General features: G+C 57.7%; 21 protein-coding genes. 15 read left to right on the forward strand and 6 right to left on the reverse strand.

Translation table 11 applies throughout. The features are described 5' to 3' along the window. Nucleotides 1-3 precede the first annotated feature (3 nt). The 3 genes from AC2D8O_RS02620 to AC2D8O_RS02630 are packed head-to-tail and all read left to right on the forward strand — an operon-like array spanning nucleotide 4 to nucleotide 2,756. On the forward strand, nucleotides 4-1,263 hold the full coding sequence (locus tag AC2D8O_RS02620; RefSeq protein ID WP_484677228.1) for an amidohydrolase: 1,260 nt from the start codon (nucleotides 4-6) through the stop codon (nucleotides 1,261-1,263). A 47-nt stretch (nucleotides 1,264-1,310) separates the two neighbouring features. Further along, entirely contained in the window at nucleotides 1,311-1,877 is a 567-nt protein-coding gene (locus tag AC2D8O_RS02625) for a phosphoribosyltransferase (RefSeq protein ID WP_484677229.1), read from the forward strand. 3 nt (nucleotides 1,878-1,880) lie between these two features. After that, the gene (locus tag AC2D8O_RS02630) at nucleotides 1,881-2,756 is read left to right on the forward strand and encodes a glycosyltransferase family 2 protein (RefSeq protein ID WP_484677230.1); all 876 of its coding nucleotides are present in this window, start codon (nucleotides 1,881-1,883) and stop codon (nucleotides 2,754-2,756) included. On the opposite strand, the gene AC2D8O_RS02635 is transcribed toward AC2D8O_RS02630, so the two are convergent. Both AC2D8O_RS02635 and pheS read right to left on the reverse strand, forming a co-directional pair. Continuing rightward, a complete protein-coding gene (locus AC2D8O_RS02635) occupies nucleotides 2,753-4,030 on the reverse strand; it encodes a SpoIIE family protein phosphatase (protein WP_484677231.1) in 1,278 nt (425 codons plus the stop codon). The genes AC2D8O_RS02630 and AC2D8O_RS02635 overlap by 4 nt on opposite strands. Before the next feature lie 116 nt (nucleotides 4,031-4,146). Then, nucleotides 4,147-5,172 (reverse strand): phenylalanine--tRNA ligase subunit alpha, encoded by a 1,026-nt coding sequence (gene pheS / locus AC2D8O_RS02640; protein WP_484677232.1) that lies wholly within the window; start codon nucleotides 5,170-5,172, stop codon nucleotides 4,147-4,149. A 155-nt stretch (nucleotides 5,173-5,327) separates the two neighbouring features. Between pheS and metH the strand changes: the two genes are divergently transcribed. From metH to AC2D8O_RS02655, 3 genes are all read left to right on the forward strand, one after another. After that, nucleotides 5,328-9,134, forward strand: a complete 3,807-nt coding sequence (gene metH, locus AC2D8O_RS02645; protein WP_484677233.1) for a methionine synthase — start codon at nucleotides 5,328-5,330, stop codon at nucleotides 9,132-9,134. A 63-nt stretch (nucleotides 9,135-9,197) separates the two neighbouring features. Next, complete coding sequence (locus tag AC2D8O_RS02650; protein WP_484677234.1) at nucleotides 9,198-9,977, forward strand: CPBP family intramembrane glutamic endopeptidase; 780 nt, start codon at nucleotides 9,198-9,200, stop codon at nucleotides 9,975-9,977. Between the two features lie 38 nt (nucleotides 9,978-10,015). After that, nucleotides 10,016-10,318 carry a YciI family protein gene (locus AC2D8O_RS02655; protein ID WP_484677235.1) on the forward strand — a complete coding sequence of 101 codons (303 nt, stop codon included), beginning with the start codon at nucleotides 10,016-10,018 and terminating at the stop codon, nucleotides 10,316-10,318. Nucleotides 10,319-10,325: 7 nt separating this feature from the next. Here AC2D8O_RS02655 and AC2D8O_RS02660 read toward each other — a convergent pair whose 3' ends face one another. Continuing rightward, the gene (locus AC2D8O_RS02660; protein ID WP_484677236.1) at nucleotides 10,326-10,946 is read right to left on the reverse strand and encodes a hypothetical protein; all 621 of its coding nucleotides are present in this window, start codon (nucleotides 10,944-10,946) and stop codon (nucleotides 10,326-10,328) included. Nucleotides 10,947-11,035: 89 nt separating this feature from the next. Here AC2D8O_RS02660 and AC2D8O_RS02665 point away from each other — a divergent pair, with 89 nt between their 5' ends. From AC2D8O_RS02665 to AC2D8O_RS02695, 7 genes are all read left to right on the forward strand, one after another. Continuing rightward, entirely contained in the window at nucleotides 11,036-11,785 is a 750-nt protein-coding gene (locus AC2D8O_RS02665) for an LOG family protein (protein ID WP_484677237.1), read from the forward strand. 29 nt (nucleotides 11,786-11,814) lie between these two features. Beyond that, nucleotides 11,815-12,846, forward strand: a complete 1,032-nt coding sequence (gene murB / locus AC2D8O_RS02670; RefSeq protein ID WP_484677238.1) for a UDP-N-acetylmuramate dehydrogenase — start codon at nucleotides 11,815-11,817, stop codon at nucleotides 12,844-12,846. 220 nt (nucleotides 12,847-13,066) lie between these two features. Then, nucleotides 13,067-16,141: a SusC/RagA family TonB-linked outer membrane protein gene (locus AC2D8O_RS02675; RefSeq protein ID WP_484677239.1), complete on the forward strand. Its 3,075-nt coding sequence runs from the start codon at nucleotides 13,067-13,069 to the stop codon at nucleotides 16,139-16,141. 36 nt (nucleotides 16,142-16,177) lie between these two features. Next, nucleotides 16,178-17,719: a RagB/SusD family nutrient uptake outer membrane protein gene (locus AC2D8O_RS02680; protein ID WP_484677240.1), complete on the forward strand. Its 1,542-nt coding sequence runs from the start codon at nucleotides 16,178-16,180 to the stop codon at nucleotides 17,717-17,719. An 88-nt stretch (nucleotides 17,720-17,807) separates the two neighbouring features. After that, nucleotides 17,808-19,037 carry a pyridoxal phosphate-dependent aminotransferase gene (locus tag AC2D8O_RS02685; RefSeq protein ID WP_484677241.1) on the forward strand — a complete coding sequence of 410 codons (1,230 nt, stop codon included), beginning with the start codon at nucleotides 17,808-17,810 and terminating at the stop codon, nucleotides 19,035-19,037. A gap of 7 nt (nucleotides 19,038-19,044) precedes the next feature. Then, the gene (locus tag AC2D8O_RS02690) at nucleotides 19,045-19,713 is read left to right on the forward strand and encodes a phosphoribosylanthranilate isomerase (RefSeq protein ID WP_484677242.1); all 669 of its coding nucleotides are present in this window, start codon (nucleotides 19,045-19,047) and stop codon (nucleotides 19,711-19,713) included. After that, entirely contained in the window at nucleotides 19,710-20,300 is a 591-nt protein-coding gene (locus tag AC2D8O_RS02695; RefSeq protein WP_484677243.1) for a thiamine phosphate synthase, read from the forward strand. Before AC2D8O_RS02690 ends, AC2D8O_RS02695 begins: the two co-directional genes overlap by 4 nt. A 69-nt stretch (nucleotides 20,301-20,369) precedes the next feature. Here AC2D8O_RS02695 and nuoI read toward each other — a convergent pair whose 3' ends face one another. Next, the gene (gene nuoI / locus AC2D8O_RS02700) at nucleotides 20,370-20,978 is read right to left on the reverse strand and encodes an NADH-quinone oxidoreductase subunit NuoI (RefSeq protein WP_484677244.1); all 609 of its coding nucleotides are present in this window, start codon (nucleotides 20,976-20,978) and stop codon (nucleotides 20,370-20,372) included. A gap of 80 nt (nucleotides 20,979-21,058) precedes the next feature. On the opposite strand from nuoI, the gene mutL reads away from it, so the two are divergent. Then, nucleotides 21,059-22,954: a DNA mismatch repair endonuclease MutL gene (gene mutL / locus AC2D8O_RS02705; protein WP_484677245.1), complete on the forward strand. Its 1,896-nt coding sequence runs from the start codon at nucleotides 21,059-21,061 to the stop codon at nucleotides 22,952-22,954. A gap of 32 nt (nucleotides 22,955-22,986) precedes the next feature. After that, entirely contained in the window at nucleotides 22,987-23,634 is a 648-nt protein-coding gene (locus AC2D8O_RS02710; protein WP_484677246.1) for a rhomboid family intramembrane serine protease, read from the forward strand. A 55-nt stretch (nucleotides 23,635-23,689) separates the two neighbouring features. On the opposite strand, the gene AC2D8O_RS02715 is transcribed toward AC2D8O_RS02710, so the two are convergent. Further along, the gene (locus AC2D8O_RS02715) at nucleotides 23,690-23,845 is read right to left on the reverse strand and encodes a hypothetical protein (RefSeq protein WP_484677247.1); all 156 of its coding nucleotides are present in this window, start codon (nucleotides 23,843-23,845) and stop codon (nucleotides 23,690-23,692) included. Between the two features lie 96 nt (nucleotides 23,846-23,941). Next, nucleotides 23,942-24,928, reverse strand: coding sequence for a hypothetical protein (locus AC2D8O_RS02720; RefSeq protein WP_484677248.1), 987 nt, complete (start codon nucleotides 24,926-24,928; stop codon nucleotides 23,942-23,944). Nucleotides 24,929-24,963: the final 35 nt, after the last annotated feature.

Consider the following 24,963-nt stretch of genomic DNA (forward strand, 5'->3'; position numbering starts at 1 on the left):
CCGATGAAGCCGTCGACGTTGGCGGCAGAAATAGACAAACGGGCGGCAGCTATAGAAGCACGGATGATAGAGTGGCGGCGGTGGCTGCACGAGCACCCCGAGCTTTCTAACCGAGAAGTAAATACCAGCAAGTTCATTGCAGAGAAACTGCAGGCGATGGGGCTGGAAGTACAGACGGGAATAGCGCGCTACGGCGTGGTGGCTACGCTGCGTGGTGGCAAGCCGGGTCCGGTGATCGCAATGCGGGCCGATATGGATGGCCTGCCTGTGACGGAACAGGTAGATGTGCCTTTTGCTTCGCGGGCCATTGGCGAGTATGAGGGCAAACCCGTGGGCGTGATGCATGCCTGTGGCCATGACACCCACGTGGCGATGCTGCTGGCGGCAGCCGAGATTTTCAAGGGATTGCAGGCGCAACTGCCGGGCACCATCAAGTTCATATTCCAGCCAGCGGAGGAAGGGGCCCCGGCGGGAGATGGCATAGCAGGCGCGGAGGCCATGGTAGCCGAAGGCGTGATGGACAACCCAACGGTGCAGGCGGTGTTTGGTGCCCACGTGTTTGCGGGGATACCAGCGGGTACCGTGGCATATCGGCCGGGGCCGGCGATGGCAAGCTCGGACAAGTTTGAATTGATTGTGTATGGCAAGCAGACACATGGCGCCAAGCCCTGGGCAGGTATTGACCCCATTGTGGTGAGCTCGCAGATTGTGCTGGGTTTCCAGACCATCCTGAGTCGCCAGGTAGCGATTACGAAAGAGCCCGCGATAGTGACTGTAGGGCAGTTTCAGGCGGGGGTGCGGAACAACATCATACCGGACAGTGTGCGCATGACGGGGACGATCCGCGCATTCGATGACGCCATGCAGGACGACATTCATCTGCGGGTGCGCCGCACGGCCGAGAACATTGCCGAGGCCTCGGGTGCGACTACCAAGCTGATGATCAAGCGGCAGTACCCTGTGCTGGCCAACGACCCGGCCCTCACTGAGCGCATGCTGCCGACCCTGCGGCGCGTGTTGGGTGCTGAGAATGTGGTGCTGGCTGACAAGCAGACCGGTGCAGAAGACTTCTCCTTCTATGCGCGCAAAGCGCCGGGCCTGTTTCTTTTCGTAGGCATTACGCCACCCGGCCCGGACGTGAAGAACGCCGCCAGCAACCACTCGCCACAGTTTTATGTAGACGAGCGGGGACTGATGACTGGGCTGCGGGCAATGTGTCATGTAGCAGCCGACTATCTGGCGAACACGCCTGTAAAGAAGTAAACAGCAAAGGTGCAATCGGGTGTAGCTTTGCAAACGAACTGACTGCCATGCTACACTCTGTTGCCCCCTCTGTTACCCTGAACGACAAGACGTTTGACCTGTTTCTGCCAGCCGAACAGCTGCAGGAGCGCGTGGACGCACTCGGGGCTATGCTGAATGCCCGCTTTGCCGACCGGTTACCACTGGCGGCTCCTGTTCTGATGCCCGTGCTGAAGGGCTCGCTGATGTTTCTGGGCGACCTGACCCAGCGGATGGAGTTTCCGTACCTGCTGTCGCCGCTGCGGATTTCGACCTATGGTGCTGGCATGCACAGTACGGGAGCGCCCAAGGAAATTCCGGCTTTCGATATACCGGTAAAAGGCCGCGATGTAGTGGTGGTGGAAGACATTGTAGACACTGGCAACACACTGGGCGCACTGGTAGCCAAGCTGAAAGCCGAAGAAGCCGCCAGCGTAACGGTGGTGTGCATGCTGTTCAAGCCGGGGGCCTTTAAAGGCAGTCACCGCCCTGACTGGGTGGGGATAGAGATACCGGATGCCTTTGTGGTGGGCTATGGCATGGACTATGCCGAGTTGGGCCGGCACCTGCGGGCGGTGTACCAACTGCGGGGCTGAGGTATGGCCGGGCTGCTGTTCTCCATCGTAGTGCCGACGTGGAACCGCGCCGCCCTGCTGATGAATGCCCTACAGAGCCTGCAAGCGCAGACGTATGCTGACTGGGAGTGCATTGTGGTAGATGACGGCAGCACCGACGATACCCGCCAGCGGGTGGAAATACTGATTCAGACCGATTCGCGGGTGCGCTATCTGTGGCAGGAGAACGCCGAGCGGGGCGCGGCACGGAACGCAGGCACGGCTGTGGCTACAGGCCAATATGTATACTATCTGGACTCGGATGACCTGCTGCTGCCTGACGCACTGGAACTGGCAGCTCGGGAGCTGAAGCGCCGGGGTTGGCCCGAACTGCTGTTCAGCCCCTGGGAAGAGCAGGATTTGAACACTGGCGAAGTGATGCCGCAGCCACTGGAGCGGTTCCGGTTTGACCCACAGGGCCTACGGTGTGTGTTTTATTACGGCAGTTGCCTGTTTGTGAAACGGGAAGTGGCGCTGGCTTATGGCTTCAGTACGGACAGGGCGTTTACCTACGACGAGGATGCGTGGTGGGTATTGCGGCTGGCGGCCAGGTGGCCGGTGCATGTGCTGCCCGCAACCGTCCGGCGCGTGGGGCTACATACAGGGCAGACGATGGAGCAGGTGACGCCTGAGGTGCTGGCCTACGGCGAAGCGCAGCTGCTAAGGCTGTTGGATACAGATGCCGAACTGCGGAAGCACAGTTACCTGCGGCGCTGGGTGCGGTTCAGGGGTGCGGTGCTGCGGGGGCAAGCGTGGCAGAAGCGGGGTGTGCGGGGGCAGGCGCGGAGGGAATGGCTGCGGGCACTATGGGCCAAGCCACTGCTGGCAGTGCGGCCATCGGTACTGAGACTGCTGGCCTAGAAGCGCTTGCCGATGAGCGTGACGTCGTCGAGCTGCTCATCGTCGCCCTTCCAGTCTTTCCAGACGATGTTGAACATGGCGCGCTGTACGCTCATGGTCTCGTGCTGGTTTTCGGCGATTAGTTGCTTCAGCTTCTTGGTGCTGAACTTCTTCTGCTCGGGGCCGCCAATCTGGTCGGTGAAGCCGTCGGAGAACATGTAGATGGCGTCGCCTTCTTCTACCTCAATGGTGTGCGTGGTGAAGACACGCTGTTCTTCCATCTGTTCACCGCCGATGGAGCACTTATCAGGCTTGATTTCCTGTAGCTCGCCTTTGTGCCAGAAGTAGAGGGGGCGGTTGGCGCCAGCGTACTCGAAGCTGTCGTCGAAGATGTCGATGGCGCAGAGGCACACGTCCATGCCGTCGCGGCTCTTGTCGGAGGTGTCCTGCTTCAGGGTGTTGCGTACCTGCTTGTGCAGCTCGGTGAGGATTTCGCCGGGGCGGGTGATTTTGCGCTCGTTGACGATCTGGTTGAGCAGGTTGAAACCGATAAGCGACATGAAGGCACCGGGCACGCCGTGGCCGGTACAGTCTACCACGGCGATGAAGGCCGTGCGGATGTTTCGCGAGAACCAGTAGAAGTCGCCGGAGACGACGTCCTTGGGTTTGAAGAGCACGAAGTAGTCGCCGAGGAGTTCGTCCATGGCGGCTTTGTCGGGCAGGATGGTTTTCTGAATACGCTTGGCGTAGTTCAGGCTGTCGTGCATCTCCTTGTTCTTGGCCTCAAGGGCGTCCTGTTTGGACTGGCGCTCGGAGATGTCGAAGGCCATGCTCCAGTATTTCTCGACCTTGCCATCGGCACCCTGCACGGGCAGGATGAGGAGGTCGATGGTATAGGTTTCGTAGTCTTTGGCGCGGTTGTGGATTTCGCCCTTCCAGGGTTTGCCGGCCTGGATGTTGTTCCACATGTCGGTGAAGAGGCCATCCTCGGTGCGGCTGCTGCGGAGGAGGTTGATACTCTGGCCGACGATTTCGTCGCGGTTGTACTTGCTGGCCTTGAGAAACTCTTCGTTGCAGGCGATTACGACACCTTTGAGGTCGGTTTCTACAATCTGTGGCGAGGGGTGATGGTGCCGGTAATGGTTGAGCATGGACTCAAGCATCTGGCGGTCATCGGCGGAGCCGTTGCCGTTCAGCAGGCCGAAGCGCTCGGCAAGCTGCTCCTGGAGCCTGCTCGAATCATCTACGAGTTTGAAGATCTCGTCGTACTGGGCCATGAGAGGAAAAACGGGCACGCGCTACCCGTCGGCAGCAATGGGTCGTGGCGTTGAAATTACGCCAAAATCCTGACAACAAGATTTCCGCGTGCCCAAAAATCCGTGTTAAAGCCTGAAGAACAGACGGTATGTGTTCAGCCAATGGCCGAAAACTGCTTCAGGAAGCGCACGTCGTTCTGGGAGTACATGCGGAGGTCGGGTACGCGGTACCGCAATTGGGCCATGCGCTCGACACCCATGCCCCAGGCGTAGCCGCTGAATCGCTTGGAGTCAATGCCGCAGTTTTCGAGGACGTTGGGGTCTACCATGCCGCAGCCGAGAATTTCCACCCAGCCAGTGCCTTTGCAGAGCTGGCAGCCATCGCCGTGGCAGATCTGGCACTGAATGTCCATCTCGGCGCTGATTTCGGTGAAGGGGAAATAGGAGGGGCGCAGACGGATGGGAATGCCGGGGCCGAAGAAGTTGGCCACGAAGTATTCCATGGTCTGGCGGAGGTCGGCGAAGGAGAGGTTTTCGTCGATGGCCAGGCCTTCGATCTGGTGGAAGAAGCAGTGTGCGCGTGCCGAGACGGGCTCGTTGCGGAACACGCGGCCAGGCATGAGGGAGCGAATGGGGGGCTTGGTGCTCTCCATGAGGCGCACCTGCACCGAGCTGGTGTGTGTGCGGAGGACGGTGTCGGTTTCGCCGCGCTCGATGAAGAACGTGTCCTGCATGTCGCGGGCGGGGTGGTTGAGGGGGAAGTTGAGGGCGGTGAAGTTGTGCCAATCGTCCTCGATTTCGGGGCCCTCGGCTACGCCGAAGCCGATGCGTTCGAAAATGCGGACTACCTCGGCCTCGATGAGGCGCAGGGGGTGGCGGCCACCGACGGCGGCGGGGTCGCCGGGGAGGGTCATGTCGGCGGGAGCATCGCTGGTAACGCGGTTGCCACCGACACGGCTTTCGGCTTCCTCAAAACGCTGCTGTGCCAGCTGCTTCAGCTGGTTGAGGCTCTGGCCTACAGTGCGCTTCTGGTCGTTGGGCACGGCCTTCAGCTGCTCGAACAGGGCAGGAATGGCCCCTTTGCGGCCGGTAAATCGGCGCTTGTATTCTTCCAGGGCGGCGGCATTCCCGAGGTCGAAAGCAGCGACCTCGGCCATCAGGCGTTCGATTTCAGCTTGCATAGCAGAGGTAAATAGGTGGAATAGAACGGCAAATGTAAGGGCTGCGGTGTGGCCCTGCTAAAAAAAGCTGCGAGAAAAAGCATGGCCAGCGCATGTCGAAGGCATCTGTTGCGTTCTTTGCAACAGATGCGGCTGCAGTTGTCGCCTTGCATTCCATGACATTGCTGAAAAACGCCTTTCTGAAAGGCCACCCCCTGACCACGCTGCTTGCGCAGCGGATTCTGCTGATCGACGGTGCCATGGGCACGATGATTCAGCGGTACCAGTTGACGGAAGAAGACTTCCGCGGCAAGCGGTTTGCCCGCCACCAGTATGAAGGAAAAGACCACGCAGGCTGTGCGCCCGGCCACGAAGGCCACGGCGCTGGCTGCGACCACAGCCAGACTGTGCCCGCAGGCGACCTGAAGGGCAACAACGACCTGCTGGTGCTGACCCGCCCAGATGTGATACTGGCCATTCACCGGGAGTATCTGGAAGCGGGGGCCGACATCATTGAGACGAACACCTTCAACGCCAACGCGATATCGCAGGCCGACTACGCGCTGGAGGCACTGGCCTACGAACTGAACGTAGCCGCGGCCCGTGTGGCGCGGCAGGCCGCTGACGAATACAACGCCCGCACACCTGACAAGCCTCGATTTGTAGCCGGGGCGCTGGGGCCTACGAACCGCACGCTGTCGCTGAGCCCCGATGTGAACGACCCGGGCTTCCGGGCTGTGAGCTGGGCCCAGGTGGTGCAGGCCTACAGCGACCAGGTGCGTGGCCTGCTGGATGGCGGGGTAGACCTGCTGCTGGTAGAAACCATTTTTGATACGCTGAACGCCAAAGCCGCCCTGTTTGCCATAGAGCAGGTGTGCGCGGAAAAAGGCGTGCAGGTGCCAGTGATGATATCGGTGACGATAACCGATGCCAGCGGCCGCACGCTCTCGGGCCAGACGGTGGGGGCGTTCTGGCACAGCATACGGCACACACGCAACCTGCTGAGTGTAGGAATTAACTGCGCGCTGGGAGCAGCCCAGATGCGCCCCTTTATGGCCGAACTGGCTGCGCAGGCAGATGTATACGTATCGTGTTACCCGAACGCGGGCCTACCCAACGCTTTTGGTGAATACGACGAGCAGCCGACAGACACCGCAAGCCTGCTGAAGGCGTTTGCGCAGGAGGGGCTGTTGAACATCGTAGGCGGCTGCTGCGGCACCACGCCGGCGCACATTGCCGCCATTGCAGGGGCCATGCAGCAGGAGAAGCCCCGTGCAATACCGACGCTGGAGCCGTGGCTGCGGCTGTCGGGGCTGGAGGCAGTGACGGTACGGCCGGACTCGAACTTCGTGAACGTGGGCGAGCGCACAAACGTGACGGGCTCGCGGAAGTTTGCCAAGCTGATTCTGAACGGCCAGTACGACGAAGCCCTGTCTGTGGCCCGTGAGCAGGTAGAAGGCGGCGCACAGGTGATAGATGTGAACATGGACGAGGGCATGCTGGACAGCCAGGCAGCCATGGTGCGGTTCTTAAACCTCATAGCCGCCGAGCCCGACATTGCCCGTGTGCCTGTGATGCTGGACAGTTCGAAGTGGACGGTGATAGAAGCTGGCCTGCAATGCCTTCAGGGCAAAGGCATCGTGAACTCCATTTCGCTGAAAGAGGGCGAGGCGGAGTTTCTGCGGCAGGCGCAACTGTGCCGGCAGTATGGCGCCGCGGTGGTGGTGATGGCCTTTGACGAGCAGGGCCAGGCCGATTCGTTCCAGCGAAAAACAGAAATATGCCAGCGGGCCTACACCCTGCTGACACAGACGGTGGGCATGGTTGCCGAAGACATCATCTTCGACCCGAACATCTTTGCCGTAGCCACGGGCATAGACGAGCACAACAACTACGCGGTAGACTACATCGAAGCCACCCGCTGGATACGGCAGCACCTGCCGGGTGCGCAGGTGAGCGGGGGTGTGAGCAACATCAGTTTCTCGTTCCGGGGCAACGACACGGTGCGCGAGGCCATGCACTCGGCGTTTCTGTACCATGCCATCAAGGCGGGCATGACGATGGGCATCGTGAACCCGAGCCAGCTGGCGGTGTATGATGACATACCGCAGGAACTGCTGGTGGCTGTGGAAGACGTGCTGCTGAACCGCCGCCCGGATGCTACCGAGCGCCTGACCCAACTGGCCGAGACCCTGAAGGGCAAAGGCCGCGAAGCCAAGGTGGAAGACCTGGCCTGGCGGCAGGCGCCCGTGGAAACCCGTCTGAGCCATGCACTGGTGCAGGGCATCACCGACTGGATAGAGCAGGACGTGGAAGAAGCCCGCCTGCGTTACGCACGGCCCATTCAGGTGATCGAAGGCCCGCTGATGGACGGTATGAACGTAGTGGGCGACCTCTTCGGTGCGGGCAAGATGTTTCTGCCGCAGGTGGTGAAGAGTGCCCGAGTGATGAAACGCGCCGTGGCCCAGCTGATACCGTACATCGAGGAGGAGAAGCGGCTGAACGGCGGCACTGGCGCACAGACTGCCGGAAAGGTGCTGCTGGCTACAGTAAAAGGCGATGTGCACGACATCGGCAAGAACATCGTAGGGGTGGTGCTGGCGTGCAACAACTACGAGATCATAGACTTGGGGGTGATGGTGCCCGCCGAGAAAATACTGACCACAGCCCGCGAGCAGCAGGTGGACATCATTGGTCTTTCGGGACTGATTACACCGTCGCTGGATGAGATGGTGCATGTGGCGCGGGAGATGGAGCGGCAGGGCCTGCGCCTGCCCCTGCTGATAGGCGGCGCCACAACCAGCAAAATGCACACGGCAGTTAAGATTGCCCCGGCCTATCACGGTCCGGTGGTGCATGTGCTGGACGCCAGCAAGAGCGTGCCCGTAGTGGGCCAGCTGTTGGGCGAGGGCCAGCAGACGTTTGCCGATGATGTACGCACGGAGTATCAGCGGATGCGCGAGACCCATGCCGTGCAGAATGGCCTGCGCCAGTTTCTGCCGCTGGCGGCGGCCCGCGCCAATGCACCCAAACTGGTGTTTGACGCCGCTACCGTGGCATGCCCGAACAAACTGGGGGTAACGGTACTGCGCGATTATCCGCTGGAGGTGCTGGCCGAGTACATCGACTGGAGCCCGTTCTTCAGTACCTGGGAGCTGAAGGGTAAATACCCGGCCATACTGGAAGACCCCGAACTGGGCACCGAGGCGCGCAAGCTGTTTGCCGATGCTCAGGCGTTGCTGAAACGCATCATCGGCGAGAAGCGGATACGGGCACATGCCGTGCTGGGGCTGTGGCCAGCCAATCGCCAGGGCGCCGACGACATCCAACTGTACGAACCGAACACCCAACGCCAGCCGCTGGAGGTGCTGCACATGCTGCGCCAGCAGAGCGAACGCAAGGATGGCATTGCCAACCTGTGCCTGGCCGACTTTGTAGCGCCTGAAGGCGAAGACTATATGGGTGCTTTTGCCGTGAACGCTGGCGAAGGACTGGACGAGCTGGTGGCCGAGTTTGAGCGTCAGCACGACGATTACAATGCCATTCTGGCCAAGGCGCTGGCCGACCGGCTGGCCGAAGCCTTTGCCGAACACCTGCACGAACGGGTGAGGCGAGAGTTCTGGGGCTATGCCCAGCACGAACAGCTGACCCGAGAGGATATCATCGAGGAAAAATACAGGGGCATACGCCCGGCACCTGGCTACCCGGCCTGCCCCGACCACACGGAGAAGCGCACGCTGTTTGACCTGCTGGAGTGTGGCGAGAACATAGGGCTGTTGCTGACGGAGAGCTATGCCATGTATCCTACGGCGGCGGTGTCGGGCTGGTATTTCGGGCACCCAGAGGCGCGGTACTTTGGGCTGGGCCGCATTGGCCGCGACCAGGTGGAAGACTATGCCCGGCGCAAGGGTATGTCAATGGCCGAGGCCGAACGCTGGCTGAGTCCCCACCTGAACTACGAGCCTGAAGCTGTGCGCAGCTGAGCAACCTCGGCAGGTTGCAGTGCTCTTTAAGCTACTGCTATCTTGCAGCAGTAACCCGCCCCTATGGCCGAACTCCAAACTCTCTCCTACAACGAGGCCACCAAGCGGCCGAGCTACAACTTCGTGCTGGCCCTGATGCTGCTGGTGTTGTACGAGGGCAGCGTGTTTCTGGCACAGAGTGTAGGCGGTGGGCAGGTAGTGAATGGGGTGGACGCCATGTTTGATGCGCTGCTGGCTATGGTGCCCTACGGCACCTGGATCCTGTCGGGGCTGGTGGTGGTGATTGGCTTCGCGCTGTTCTATCAGGACCGAAAGGAGGGCGTGCGGATTGAGACCGGCAAGGTGCTGCTGATGCTGCTGGAATCGGCTGTATGGGCTGCCATACTGTTTTTCACGCTGCCAATGCTGCTGGGTAAAGTGTTTACACCCGGGGCTATCGCCGGGCTGCCCTTGCAGGCGGATACGGTGGCTGAGGGCGCGACGAGCACGCGGCCGGGCTGGCTGTACAACATCGGCCTGAGCTTTGGAGCTGGGTTCTATGAAGAGCTGTTTTTCCGGCTGATGCTGGTGCGGGGCATGCAGTTTATTGCCAAGCTGTTTGGCGCCGAGGTAGAGAAGTGGAGCACCACGGTGGTAATCCTGTTGCTGTCGGCACTGATTTTCTCCGGGGCACACTACCTGGGCTCGTTGGGCGACAAGTTTGACCTTTACGGTTTTGTGTACCGGGCCATTATGGGCCTCATCTTCAGTATGATGTTGGTGTTCAGGCGCTTTGGCATCACAGCCTGGTCTCATGCCCTGTACGATGTCTTTGTGTTCACGGCGCAGGCCTTTGGGGGCTGAGGCCTTGGACTTGCACAACTGAAACGGTAGATTCAGACATGTTCGTTGTCCTGAGTCATTACACCGCCTCCCTGGAAGAAGTTGAAAAGTACATCCCCGAGCATCTGGCCTACGTAGACGAGCAGTACCGAAAGGGGTACTTCGTGGTTTCGGGGCGCAGGAAGCCGCGCGAGGGTGCAGTATTCCTTGCCCGGGGGCTAACGCGTCATCAGCTGGGAAACATCCTGATGCTGGACCCGCTGTCGGTAAACGGCTGTGTGCGCTTCGAGATACTGGAATTTGAGCCGATGCGCTGGCAGGCCGATTTTGCGTCGCTGCTGGATCCTCCGTCCGATGGGTAGGGCCACTTTACTCGGGGCGGTACCGCTCCAGCAGGGCCTCGAATGCGTCATAGTCGAGGGCGGTAAAGTCGTCTGCCAGCTTCTTGCCGTAGGAGAAGCCATTAACCAGTGGCATGAGGTCGCGTACCTGTGCGTGCGAAAGGGGGTCGAGATCGAGCAGCAGGGTAACGGAAGTGGGAAGCAGGGCCAGCAGACTTTCGATCCACGCGGTGTCAGTGGCTTGGCAGCTGACCTCAAGGTACTGTGCCTGCGCGAGGTTTTTCTTCAGGCGGTCGAGGTTCTCGGCTGAGAGGTCAGAGGGATGGGTAGGTGCCAACCGCAGACCAAAAGGCGCCTCGAGTGCGGCTGGGGACAATGGCATGAGCGCATTGTACTCGCGGAGGCCCTGTATGTCAGAGAGCAGGGTTTCCTGCCCTTCAGTGGCAGACAGGTCATCGCCGAGGGCAACAACAAGCTGCGGCCCGGCGACCCAGGGAGCGATCTCCTGAATGAGTTCTGGTGAAATGCGGAACATGCTGCCGCGCTCGAGCGTGAACGTGACATAATCAACCCCAAGGGCAGCCCCATAGCGGGCATCATGCAGGGTGGTGAGTTGGTTCAACTTGATACGGACGGGGGCAGTGCTCATGTGCGACAAAGATACACAGTGGCTTGCTTGTCTTACGTTTGCCTACCTTTATACGCCAACCAAGGGGTTGGATTATACGAACGAGATACATGGATAATCATAAGCCAACAGACAAAGCCCCCTCGGCAGGAACGGAGAACAAGTTTGTGCCGCCCCAGTTCTCTTCACATACCAAAGACTGGCAGGAGCGCAGGGTTGTAGATACGTGGCAGATTTTCAAAATCATAGCAGAGTTCGTAGAGGGCTTTGAGAAGATGAGCCGAATAGGACCCTGCGTCTCCATTTTTGGTTCGGCACGGGTGAAGCCCGGTGACCCTATCTATGAACTGACTGTGGAAGTAGCGAGCAAGCTTGCAGAGCATGGTTACGGTATCATCACTGGAGGTGGCCCGGGTGTGATGGAAGCGGGTAACAAGGGTGCGCAGGCCGCAGGTGGCGTGTCGGTGGGGCTGAACATCAAGCTGCCTTTTGAGCAGCACGGCAACCCGTATGTAGACCGCAACCACTCGATCGACTTCGATTACTTCTTCGTGCGGAAGGTGATGTTCGTGAAGTATGCGCAGGCGTTTGTGGTAATGCCTGGCGGCTTCGGCACGATGGATGAGTTCTTCGAGGCCATTACGCTGATTCAGACGGTGAAGATTGACCGCTTCCCGATTGTGCTGGTGGGCCGCGACTTCTGGGGTGGACTGGTAGACTGGATGCGGAACACGCTGCTGGGCTACAAATTCATTTCGCCGGAAGATGTAGACCTGTTCACGGTGGTGGACACAGCCGAAGAAGCCGTCCAGTATATCGACGCTTTCTACAGTCGCTACTTCCTGCGGCCCAATTTCTGATAGTTTCCGCTTCCTCCCAACCTACTGCCATGCCCCTTGAGTTTCAGGAACACTACCCACTGACAGAGTTGAACACCTTTGGGGTGGCAGCCACTGCCCGCTGGTATGTCAGCATTACCGATGCCCAGCAGTTGCCCGAACTGGCAAACAGTGAGGTGTTCAAAGACCATCCGCGCATGGTACTCGGTGGGGGAAGCAATGTGCTGTTTACACAGGATTATCCCGGACTGGTTATCCATATCATGATCCCAGGGATAGAGCTGAAGGGACAGGAAGGAGACAGTGTTTGGGTGAAAGCGGGAGGGGGAATCGTATGGCATCCGTTTGTGCTGCACTGTCTTGAGCAGGGCTGGTACGGGCTGGAGAACCTGTCGTTGATTCCGGGTACGGTCGGGGCTGCGCCCGTACAGAACATAGGGGCGTATGGTGTGGAGCTGGATAGCGTGTTTCACAGCCTGGAAGCCTTTGACATGGCCACGGGTATGTTTCAGGCCTTCAGCAAGCGCGACTGTTTCTTCTCTTATCGCGACAGCCTGTTCAAACGCGAGGGGAAAGGGCGCTATGTTATCGTTTCGGTAACGTTTCGGCTGACGACAAGTGTGGCAGTTAACACAACATACGATGCCCTGTCTTCCGAACTGGCGAAGCGTACACCCGGGCCACAGGGCTGGACGCCGCGTGATATCGCTGAAGCGGTGATAGCGGTGCGCCGCAGTAAATTGCCAGACCCCCGAGAACTGGGTAATGCGGGTAGCTTCTTCAAGAATCCGGTTGTGAGCAAGCCAGTTGCAGACGCACTTCGCAACGAGCATCCTGGCCTGCCCGTGTACCCTCAGGCAGATGGTCTGACCTGCAAATTGGCCGCAGGCTGGCTTATAGAACAATGCGGCTGGAAAGGCAAGCGTCAGGGGCACGTGGGCGTGCATGAGCGACAGGCGCTAGTGCTTGTCAACTATGGCGGCGCCCGCGGCGAGGAAGTGCTGGCACTAGCAAACGACGTTCAACGAGATGTCCGCACAAAATTCGGTGTGGAACTAGAGATGGAAGTCAACCGTATATAAGAGTCTGGCATTTGCTTGGCAGTGACCTTGAAACGGCGTTGATTCTCAGAAAGAGCCAATTTTAGCACCTTTGGCTACGTGTAAAAGCGTATAATCGTTGGGTTGGCTCCCGGTTTCATGTAACAAAGGCATTAAATTTCTTGTAGAAAAAATAAAATCGCTGTTAACTTGTTAGGCGCATTGATACGTCAAATGCGTCTAAACCATTTAACAGCTGATTATGAGGCGTTTATTTATTCTCGCAGCTCTCGGCCTAGTCGCGTATGCTGGTAATGCCCAGGATACGCGGAATCGAGGCACGGAGGGCACTCCCCAGCAGGCAGCTTCCCGCCAGATTTCTGGTCGGGTAGTTGATGAAACGGGCGCACCACTCGCAGGTGCAACAGTTGCCGTCTACACGGCAGGCAGCCTTACACCGGTCAATGGCTCTTACACCGATGCGGATGGTAACTACAGTTTCTCAGTTACTGCTTCGGGCCCACTGACGGTACGTGTTACCTACGTTGGTCTTAAAGACCAGACCTATCGCGTTGATGATGGAAGATCTTCGACGGGTGTTGTCTCTACGATGGGTGATGCCAGTTCGGCTCTTGATGAAATTGTGGTAACGGGTTTCGGTGGTACCATCGAGCGCCGTGACCTGACGGGTGCCGTTGCTAAAATCGGTGGCGCTCAGCTGGAGAACGTCCCCATGACCTCGGTTGAATCCATCATGCAGGGTCGTGCTGCGGGTGTTCAGATTTCACAAGGCAGTGGTAAGCTGGGCCAGGGTATTACGGTTCGCGTGCGCGGTGCGGCATCGGCATCAGCTGGCAACCAGCCGCTTTATATCGTTGACGGTACGCCCATTGTTACCGAAGACGTCGATAATGGTGCACAGGGTGAACCCCAGAGTCCCATTGCCGACCTGAACCCGAACGATATCGAATCGATGGACATCTTGAAGGATGCCTCGGCTGCTGCCATTTATGGTTCGCGCGCTTCCAACGGTGTGGTAATCATTACTACGAAGCGTGGTAAGGCAGGCAAGGCCCGTGTGAACTTCAATTACTACTTCGGCGTAGCTCAACCTACCCGTCTCCGCAAGTTCCTGAATACGGCTCAGTACACCGAGCTGTTGGGTGAATACTTCGGTGTACCGGCTTCTCTGGTTTATGGCCCTGTAGGTTCTGGCGCCCTCATCGAAGACGACCAGCCTATTGCAGATACCGACTGGCAGCGTGAGGCTTACAATTTCTCAGCTCCTGTGCAGCAGGGAGATATCTCGGTTGCTGGTGGCAACGAGAAGACTACTTTCTATGTAGCAGGTTCTTATTTTGACCAGACTGGTATTTTCAAAGGGAATACCTTCTCGCGTGCAACGTCATCGATCAATATCGACCACCGTTTCAGTGAGCAGATCAAATTTGGCATAAACACCAAGTTCTTCCGCACCCAGACTGACCGTCCTGAGAACGACAACCAGTTTAACTCGCTGACGCAAGCAGTGGCGCTATGGCCGATGTATCGCAGCAAGAGTCCGCTGACGGGGGATTACAATACGGGCATTCCCTACGACAACCCTTTCCTGTTCGTTGACAACAGTCGTACACGTTCGGTTTCCTACCGTAACTTCACTACGCTGTTCCTCGATTTCGAATTTATCAAGGGCCTTGTTTACCACGCAGATCTGGGTATCGACTACCTCGATAACCAGTACGACCAGTGGGTTGGTCCGCGTGCAGGTGCAGTGTTCTCCAGCTTTTCGAACGGTTATGCAACGACGCAGTCTAACCGCATCACGAACCTGAACACCAAACACTACGTAACGTTCACCAAACTCTTCAACGAAGTACACACGGTTGTAGCAGTTGCTGGTTTTGAATTCCTTCGCCAGAACAACGAACTGTCATTTGCACAGGGCGAAGGCTTCCCCTCCAACGAGTTCCAGTATGTGAGTGCAGCAGCCAATCCAGTAGCCGTTGGTTCGGGTTATTCTGACTACGCATTTCTCTCCTATTTCGCTCGTGTGAACTACAAGTTCAACGACAAGTACATGTTGCAGCTGTCGGGCCGCTATGATGGCAGCTCGCGTTTTGGTGCAAACAACCAATACGGCTTCTTCCCATCTATCTCTGCTGGCTGGACCATCAGCAACGAAAGTTTCATGGAAGGGATCAACTTCCTGAGTCTCCTGAAACTGCGTGGTGGCTGGGGCCTGACAGGTAACGGTGAAATCGGGAACTTCACATCGCGCAAACTTTCAGGTGCTTCTGCATATCGCGATGCCCCAGGTATTATTCCGAACCAGCTTGGCAACCCGAATCTGAAGTGGGAAACCACCAGTCAGGTTAACATTGGTCTGGACTTTGGTCTGTTCAAGGATCGGGTTACCGGTCAGATTGACTTCTTCCGCCGTACGACCAATGACCTTCTGCTGAACGTACCCATCCCGGTAGAATCGGGTTTCAACTCGATCATTCAGAACCTGGGCAAGATTCGCAACGAGGGTATCGAAATCACGCTTACGACCCAGAATACGACGGGCGCTCTGAAGTGGAATACAACCTTCAACTTCACGACCATTCGTAACGAGGTACTCGAAACGGGTCGTGACGGTGCGCCTGTGATATTCACCACACGAGGTATTGAAAACCGTGTTCAAATTGGTCAGCCCCTGGGCTACTTCTTTGGTCGCCGTCAGGTAGGGGTTGATCCTCAAACAGGCCTGGCACAGTATCGCCGTGCTGATGGCAGCATTACCAACAGCTGGAACCAGGGTATAGTAGAGCCACTGGGCAACTCCTATCCCACCATGTTTGGCGGTATCAGCAATGAGTTCCGTTACAAGAACATCGACTTCAGCTTCCTGTGGAACTACAGCTTCGGCAACTATGCCTACTGGGGCACTGGTATCTACTCAAGCACTGGCTTCTCTGCTGGCTTTGACAACCAAACCGAAGACCAGATGAGCCGCTGGCGGAACCCGGGTGACATTACTGGCGTGCCTGCACTGGGTACTCTGCTGGGTAATGGTGAGCCTTCTTCACGCCTGCTGTACAAAGCTGATTACGTACGCCTGCGTAATGTTACGCTCGGTTATACGTTCCCAGAGTCTATCACCCGGAAGTTCAAGCTGCGCAGTCTGCGCGTGTACCTCATGGGCCAGAACCTGATTCTGATTTCTCCCTATCCTGGCGATCCGGAAATCGGTTCTCAGGCTGGTATCGCCAACACGGGTGTCGTGCAGGGTATCGACTTCTACACGGCTCCTCAGGCTCGCTCTTTCCAGGGTGGCATTCAAATTGGCTTCTAAGTCAAGTAGTTGGCTAACCTAAACAGCTTCACAGAAATGAAATTCTTTCTTCGAAATACGAAAGTGGTGGTAGCCGCATTAGCTCTTGGTGCTACGATGAGTGGCTGCAAAGAACTGCTTGATGCGCAGCCCACGAACCAAGTGGACTTGGTTACGACATACAGCACGCCGCAGGGCTTGCGTGCCAATACGATTGGCCTTTACACGGGCCTTTACAATCTTGGCACTTACTCCAATGATCTGGTGATGGTAGCTGACCTTCTGGCAGCTGACTCCATCCTGACGTTCAACGGTACGTTCTCGGCTTACGGTGAATTCCGCCGTGCGGCCGTTTCGATTGAAAACGGGCAGGTGCTGCGTATGTATAACAATGCATACAACATTATCATGCGTTCGAACCTGCTGCTGGCAAATCTCTCGAAGGCTGATCCAGCTGACCGGGATGTGCTGGAGGGCGAGGCACTGTTCTTCCGTGGAACAATGTACTTCAATCTGGCGCGTTACTTCGGCCGCCAGTATGATGCCAACGCAGGTACGAACCTAGCTGTGCCCCTGTACACCGATCCCATTCCTGTAGAGGATCCACTGTTGATTCCCAATCAGTATCTGCGTCCTCGTGCAACAGTTCGCGCAGTATACGATCGGGCCATTGTTGACCTCCAGCGTGCTTTCAATCTTCTGCCAGACCAGAATGAGTTTGAGGTAAAAGAGTTCTATCGCAAGACCTCTCGTGCCAACAACGCCATGGCAGCGGCCATGCTGGCCAAGCTGTATTTGCAGAAGGGCGTGATGGATTCTGCCTATTTCTATGCAGATATCGTAATCAACCATCCTAACGGATACGCACTGATTCAGAACGACCCCAAGAGTGGTTGGAGTAAGGAGGCTTCTACGGAGGCCATCTGGGAGCTTCAGCAGACACTGACCAATGGTGCGGTATCTGTGAATGGTGGTCTTCCTGCGCACTATGGCAGCCGCAACTCGGGCGCGCCTGGGGATCCCCGTGCTGGTCGTGGTGACATCTGGTTCCGCGAAAGCGGCTCAGGCCACACCCGTTTCGAACAGAATGGTGCTGTATGGACAGATCCCGCAGACCTGCGCATCCCCAATACCACCACGGGAATGGGTGTATTTGGTGCTGATGCCAACAGCACGGCTCGTATGTTCACTTACAAATGGGCTGGTGGGGAGTCTGATAACTGGCTGTCGAACCGTAAGGCTATGAACATCATGCGCTTGGCTGAGATGTATCTCATCCGTGCCGAAGCTGGCCTGATGAGCGGCCAAGGCAATCCGCTGCAGGACATAAACGACCTCCGTACAGCCCGTGGTGCTGGTGCATTGGGTACTGTTACCCGTGAGGTAGTTTATCAGGAACGCATCCGGGAGCTTTATGCCGAGGGTCATCTCCTGTGGGACAAAAAGCGTCTTGGCAAGGATATTGCAATCTGGGCATCGGCCATTACGTCAACCACTGCTCCTACCACAGTAGCTGCTACTGCTGACCGGTTTGTACTGCCGATTCCCCAGCGGGCCCGTCAGACCAATCCGAATCTTTCACAGAATCCTGGCTACTAAGCCATCTGTATTTGGAATCGTTAAAGGGGCTGCCAATTGGCAGCCCCTTTCTGTTTCTGCTATTTTTGCAGACTTACAACTGTTCGCCATGCCTACCATTGCCCAGCGCGCGGCTTCTATGCCCAGCAGCCCCATCCGTCGTCTGGCCCCGTTTGCCGAGGCAGCCAAAGCCCGTGGCACCAAGGTGTACCACCTGAATATAGGCCAACCTGACCTGGCCACGCCGCCTCAGTTCTTCGAGGCTATCCAGAATGCCCATATCAAAGTGCTGGAATACAGCCCCAGCCCTGGTATCGAAAGCTATCGCAAAAAGCTGGCCGGCTACTACACCCGGTTGGGTATCCAGAACCTTACGCACCAGCAGGTGATGATCACCACTGGCGGCTCGGAGGCTCTGCGTTTTGCCTTCATGAGCGTGCTGAACCCTGGTGATGAGATCATTGTACCAGAGCCCTATTACGCCAACTATACCGCCTTCGCTATTGAGGCTGGGGTAAAGATTGTGCCGGTGCGTACCTATGTAGAGCAGTCGTTTGCGTTGCCACCTGCCGAAGAGTTTGCCAAGCTGGTGACCGAACGCACCAAGGCCATTCTGCTTTGCAACCCCTCGAACCCCACCGGTAAGCTGTATCCCAAAGCAGAGTTGGAGAAGCTGCGCGACATCGTAAAGCAGCACGACCTGTTCCTGATTTCCGATGAGGTGTACAAGGAGTTCTGCTACGACGGTGAGACCTTCACCAGCGCCCTGACCCTGGAAGGCATAGAGCAGAATGTAATCGTGGCTGATTCGGTGTCGAAGCGCTATAGTGGCTGTGGCGCTCGGATAGGCAGTTTCGTGACCCGAAATGCCGATGTGTTTGCGGCTGCGATGAAGTACGCCCAGGCGCGCCTGTCGCCCCCGACGCTGGGCCAGGTGGGTGCAGAAGCGCTGTGCGACCTGCCCCAAAGCTACTATGACGAGATTATTCGTGAATATGTAGCCCGCCGCGATGTGGTGGTGCATGCATTGAAGGCCATGCCCGGCGTTATTTGTCCGGATGTGCGAGGTGCATTCTACGTAATGCCCAGTTTGCCTATTGACGACGCCGACCGCTTCTGCCAGTGGCTGCTGGAGGAGTTCAGCTTTGAAGGCTACACAGTGATGTTTGCGCCGGGTACTGGCTTCTATGCTACGCCGGGTTTGGGTAAAACAGAAGTGCGCATTGCCTACGTGCTGGAGCAGGACAAGCTGCGCCATGCCATGCAGGTGCTGCGCGCTGCGCTGGAGGCCTATCCTGGTCGTGATGTAGCCCGAATGGCTGCCGCTGCGGCACACTAAGCATGTCATGCGCCCGCGTGTAAAGATCTGCTGTATCAGCAGTGTGGACGAGGCCCGGCTGGCAGTTCGGCTGGGTGCCGATGCACTGGGCCTGGTGGGCGAGATGCCCAGCGGGCCTGGTGTTATTGATGACAAACTGATAGGTGAAATTGCTGCCGCTGCGCCGCCTCCGGTAGACACCTTTCTGCTGACCAGCCGAACGGTGGTGCGGGATATCATAGACCATCATCGTGTGGTTTATACCCGGACACTGCAACTGGTGGATGCCCTTTCGGAGGGTACCTATCAGGAACTGCGTGAGGCGCTGCCCGGCATCAAGCTGGTGCAGGTGATACATGTGGTGGACGAACACTCAGTGGAGGAGGCATTGGGCCTTGCTCCGCAGATAGACGCGCTGCTGTTGGATTCGGGTCGCCCAGACCTGCCCGTGAAGGAGTTGGGAGGAACTGGCCGTACGCACAACTGGGCCCTTAGCAGGCAGATATGCGAGCAGGCAGGTAAGCCCATTTTTCTGGCAGGTGGACTTAAGCCCGAGAACGTGCAGCAGGCGCTCGAAGAGGTGCAGCCCTATGGGCTGGATCTGTGCAGTGGGGTACGTACAGATGGCAAGCTGGACCCAGTGAAATTGCATGCCTTCATGGCGGCTGTGCATCAGAGCGTTACCTTTGTGCCGTGAAACACATACCGGGCCGGACCTTCCGGCGCATGGCCATCTCTCGACTGAACCCTTCGAGTCTGGTGGGGCATGAAAAATTGCAGGACAGGTTGTTGCGGTGGGTAGAGCATGCACTGAACCGCGGTGCTGATGCTGTCATGATACGTGAGACGCTGCCTGCTCAGTTGTGGCAGGACCTCTTTGAGGCGTTGGATGAAGAGTATCCCAAACACAGTTTCCCAATACTGGTGAACGGTTACTATGCGCCCGACAGTCGCGTGCAGGGATATCATGTGCGTGAGAACTTCTTTGCGCTGCCCGCGCGGCTGGATGCGTCTTTCCTGCTGGGCAAGAGCTGTCACAGTCTGTTGGCAGCCCAGCGGGCACTGGCCGAGGGGTATGACTACATCATGTTCAGTCCGGTGTTTGCCACCGACACGCATCCTGGGCAGATTCCTGCAGGGCTGGAGGAGCTGCGTCGTGTTTGCCGCGGCGTGAAGCTGCCTGTGTTTGCGTTGGGTGGGGTAACAGATGTGAATGAGGCAGAATGTCTGGCGGCGGGTGCAGCAGGTACAGCAGCAATTGGCCGTTATTCGCTGTTCGTTTGATTTTCCTGCGACAAGCCTATGAAATGAAAAAGCCCGGCACTGCCGGGCTTTTCTGTATGCGGGTTGGGCTTACTTGTGGCCCTTGGCGTCGCGGTTGCGGAGGGTGTGTACGTTGTTTCCTTCTTTGAAGTTGTACACAGTGCCGAAGTTGGGGTTGCGGAACTTAGCCAGCCAGTCGAGGCGAGTTTTCAGCAGCTCCTTGTCCTTCACGAGGCGATCTTTGCCCATGATGGCATCCTGGCGGTTCTGGAAGTTGTAATCATACTCAGAGCTCATGACGATGGCTTCTTCGGGGCACACCTCTTCGCACAGGCCGCAATAGATGCAGCGGAGCATGTCGATTTCAAATACAGAGGGATAGCGCTCTTTCTGGTCGTCGGCTACCTCAGCGGCCTGCATACTGATGGCAAGTGGAGGACAGGCCCGGGCACAGAGACCACAGGCAACGCAGCGCTCCTTGCCGTTCTCGGCTACGAGTACGGGACGGCCACGGAATTCGGGGCCCAGCTCTACCTTCTTCTCGGGGTATTCCAGTGTAACGGTGGGCCGGAACATGTGGCGGAAGGTGAATGCCATTCCCTTGAAGATTTCAGGGAAATAGAGCTTCTGCCAGAAGGTGAGTTTGCGTTCGTTCTTGTCTCCAGTGACGATGGCCATAGGTATGCGCAGTTCGTGCAATGCGAAATTAGCAACTAATCGGGAAACAGACAGGCCCACAGGAATATTCCCTGCCTGAAAGGAAATGTACCTTTGTGTGAATGGACGCCGTGATACGAATGCTGCCCGATGCGCTGGCCAACCAGATAGCTGCTGGTGAGGTGGTGCAGCGTCCGGCGAGTGTGGTTAAGGAGCTGCTGGAAAACGCAGTGGATGCAGGTGCCAGACGCATTCAGCTGGTGTTGCAGGATGCGGGCAAGGCGCTGATCCAGGTGATAGACGATGGCTGTGGCATGTCGGCAGTGGATGCCCGGCTGTGCTTCGAGCGCCATGCTACCAGCAAGATTTCGCGCCCCGAAGACTTGTTCCAAATTCTGACGTTTGGCTTTCGGGGCGAGGCGATGGCCAGTATAGCAGCAGTGGCGCAGGTGCATTTGCGCACCCGCCGGCCAGAAGACGAACTGGGCACGGCGGTGGAGATGTCGGGTGGCAGTTTTGTATCGCAGGAGCAAGCGGCCTTGCCCGTTGGCACCAGCGTGGCGGTACGCAACCTGTTCTACAATGTGCCAGCACGCCGCAAATTCCTGAAGGGCAATCCGGTAGAGACACGGCACATCCTACAGGAGTTCTACCGTGTGGCGCTGGCCCGGCCGGAGATCCGTATGGAGCTGGTGCACAACGGAGAATTGATCTATGACCTGCCTGCTGGCGATACAGTGCAGCGCATTACGGGACTGTATCCGTTTCTGAAACCGAATGACCTGCTGCCACTGGCCGAGGAAACCCAGCTGGTGGGCATGCAGGGATGGGTGGCGCGGCCGGAGAGTGCCCGTAAGACGCGTGGCGAGCAGTATTTTTTCGTGAACGGGCGCTACATCCGCGATGCCTATCTGCACCATGCGGTGGCAGCTGCCTATGGGGAACTGATAGCGAAGGACGCCTACCCTGTGTACTTTCTGTTCCTGACGATGGACCCCGAGCGGGTGGACGTGAACATACACCCCACCAAAACGGAGGTGAAGTTTGAAGACGAACGAAGCCTGTATGCGCTGTTGCAGAGCTCGGCGCGGAAGGTGCTGGGGCGTATGCACATGGCGGCTGCCCAGACGGCTACTCCCGCTATCAACGATCCTTTTCAGGCACTGGAAGGACTGTTGCAGCGCCCGCTGGATAGCCCGCAATCAGAGGGTATCCAGACGGTTGCCGACTACCGCAGCCGGGAGCCGGAACCACCAACGACCGAACGCAATGTGGTGCAGGAGCGGGCCTCGACCGGGTGGACACCCCCTGTTCTGCGTCAGCAACAGCGGCTAGACCTTGGCTTACCTGAAGAGCCAGCACCGAACACAGCTGCCTTTACCGGCCCAACACCACGACAGGCGAGCCTGTTGTCGGAGGCCGACCAACGCCTGCCGCTGACAGAGGTACTGCCACTACAGGTGTTTGGCCAGTTTGTGCTGGTGGAATACGGCAACCGGCTGCTGTGTATCGACCAGCAGGCTGCGCACCAGCGGATACTATACGAGAAGCTGCTGAGGCAGGCGGGTGGTAACAGGCCGGTGCCGGTGCAGCAGTTGCTGTACCCGCAACGTCTGAATTATGGGCCCGAAGACATGCTGCAACTGCAACTGGCGATGGACGCGCTGCGTCACCAGGGGTTTGACCTGCAACCGATAGGGCCGGGTGCGGTGCTGGTGTCGGGGGTGCCGTATGACCTGAAGCACGCGGAAGTGGGGCAGGTGTTTGATGATCTGGTGGAAGGGTTGCGGATGTTGGGAGAAGGCCCTGAAGAAGTGGTGAGCCGCTCGCGACAGATTGTGGCGCGGGCCATTGCCCGCAAGAGTGCCCTGCCCAGCCAGAAGCGTTTGACGCAGGAGGAACTGAAGGCGCTGGTGACGGGTTTGCTCGGCTGCGAGGAGCCCGCATTTTCACCGGATGGCAAACGCACCTATTTTGCACTGTCACCTGAGGAATTGGCTACTCGCCTGGGCCGCTAGCTTCTGAACCGATTTTCTACGCACCCCGTAACATGCAGAACCGTATTCCGCCAGTCGTACTCAATCTTATCATCATCAACGTACTGGTGTGGATTGCCCAACTGGGTTTCCCTATACTGAATGAGATGCTGCCAGTATACAAGAGCGACCTGCTGCTGGTGCGGGTGCCTTATCCGGTGGCTTTTGACAACGGTATACTGGGCGATGGCAACATCTTCAACGACCCTTTCCGGCCTTATCAGGTTGTTACCTATTTTTTTGCGCACGCTGGTTTTCTGCACATCTTCTTCAACATGTTTGCGCTGTACTCGCTGGGCGGGCCATTGGAGCATGTACTGGGGTCGAAGCGGTTTGCGCAGTTCTATCTGTTTTCGGGGCTTTTTTCCGGGGTGACGCTGGCGGTGCTGGACCCCTCATACATCCCGGTTCTGGGTGCAAGTACGGCAGTATCGGGGGTGTTGTTGGGGGCTGCATTCTACTTCCCTGACGCCGAGATGTTCATTTTCCCGATACCCATTCCCATCCGGCTGAAGTACCTGGCGATGTTTTCATTCGCCTTTTCGGTATTCATGGTTTTCTTCGGTTCTGGTGGACGGGTGTCGCACTTTGGGCACCTTATGGGCATGGTGGCCGCACTGATTTGGTTCAGCTGGGGCCGACTGACCCGTGTGGGGCGCTAAAAAAGCGGCAACGGGATAGCCCACTGCCGCTCAGTCAATTGCAGTCTTAAGACGGTCAGCGCCTGTTGGCGCCTGTAATTCTCTTGGCGATGTGTACCCCGTATCCGACGAGGACGAGGCCTACAAAGGCACCCAACAGCCAGATGCCTACCTGAAACATAGGCACGGCCTGGCTGGCGGTGCTGACGGAGGCTGAAAGGGCAGTTTCCATATGACAAGGGATTGAGATTCAGGGGTGACAACCCAGTTCTTAATGGTTGTTAACCAAATGTAAATAAATGTTAATCACTTGTCAAGTGGCTTTTTGTCAGCGTTTGGCACGGTAGCGAAGCAAGGGTATTGAGTCGAGGCCGAATTCCTCGCCACCGCTTTCACTGAGGGTCATGTAGGCAGTGATCTGGTTGGCGGTATCTGGGAGCCAGGCAATTGCTTCGCCCTGTTTTTCGCGGTTGTATGGCAGGCGTTGGGGTTTTCGGCGGATCATTTCCCCGATGGTTTCGAGTGGACGGCGCTGCCAGAGGTAAACGTTGTCGTAGGTTTTGACGATGAGCAGCCGGCCATCGGGCGAACAGTCGGCTGCGGTTACGCGGTAAAGTGGGAGGGTGCCGATAAGATGCGCTGTAATGGGCCGGTTATCAGCGAGATCCGGCAACTGGCAGGAGTAGACACGGACGTTTGCCTCACGTTTGGTGATGATATTGAGGGCACCGGTGCGGGGGTCGACAAATAGTGCTTCGGCATCGCGGCCACCACCCGGCAGGAGAATGCCAAATCGCTGGATAATGGCAGCTGGCAGGCTCAGGGTGTCGTGGGGTGTTACTGGCAGGCTGTCGGGTTCGAGCAGGCGGTAAATGAAAACGGTGTCGCGGCGGGTGCTGAAGTTGTTGCCGATATCGCCGACATAGAGGTAGGATTTGCCGGGTATTGGTCCTGGCCCCTGCGCCATGTCTTCCCAGTCGCGGTTGCGGGCTTCAGTGAGGTTGAACACGGCTCGCATGCGGCCCAATGTATCCAGCAGGTACAGGCGGGCACTGTCGCCGGAATCGTTGTGGGCAAAGAGGTAGCCGGGATGGAGGCGACTTGCAACGAGGCCCGAGCATTCTGGCATCTGTTGGCGAGGTACATGGCCCACGGTGTCGGGCTGGGAGAACAGCAGGGTATCGACAGGCGGTTGCGCTGCCAGCAGATTGCCGTCAGGGTTGTAGTCGGGCCGGGTGTAAACCACAACGAGCACAAGGATGGCTGCGATTGCCACTCCGAGCAAAACAACGTAGGCTTTTTTTACAGCTTTCACCTGAGTAGTTTAGGGAAGGATAAGTGCTGCCCCTG

This window comes from Pontibacter sp. T17 (assembly GCF_057219875.1).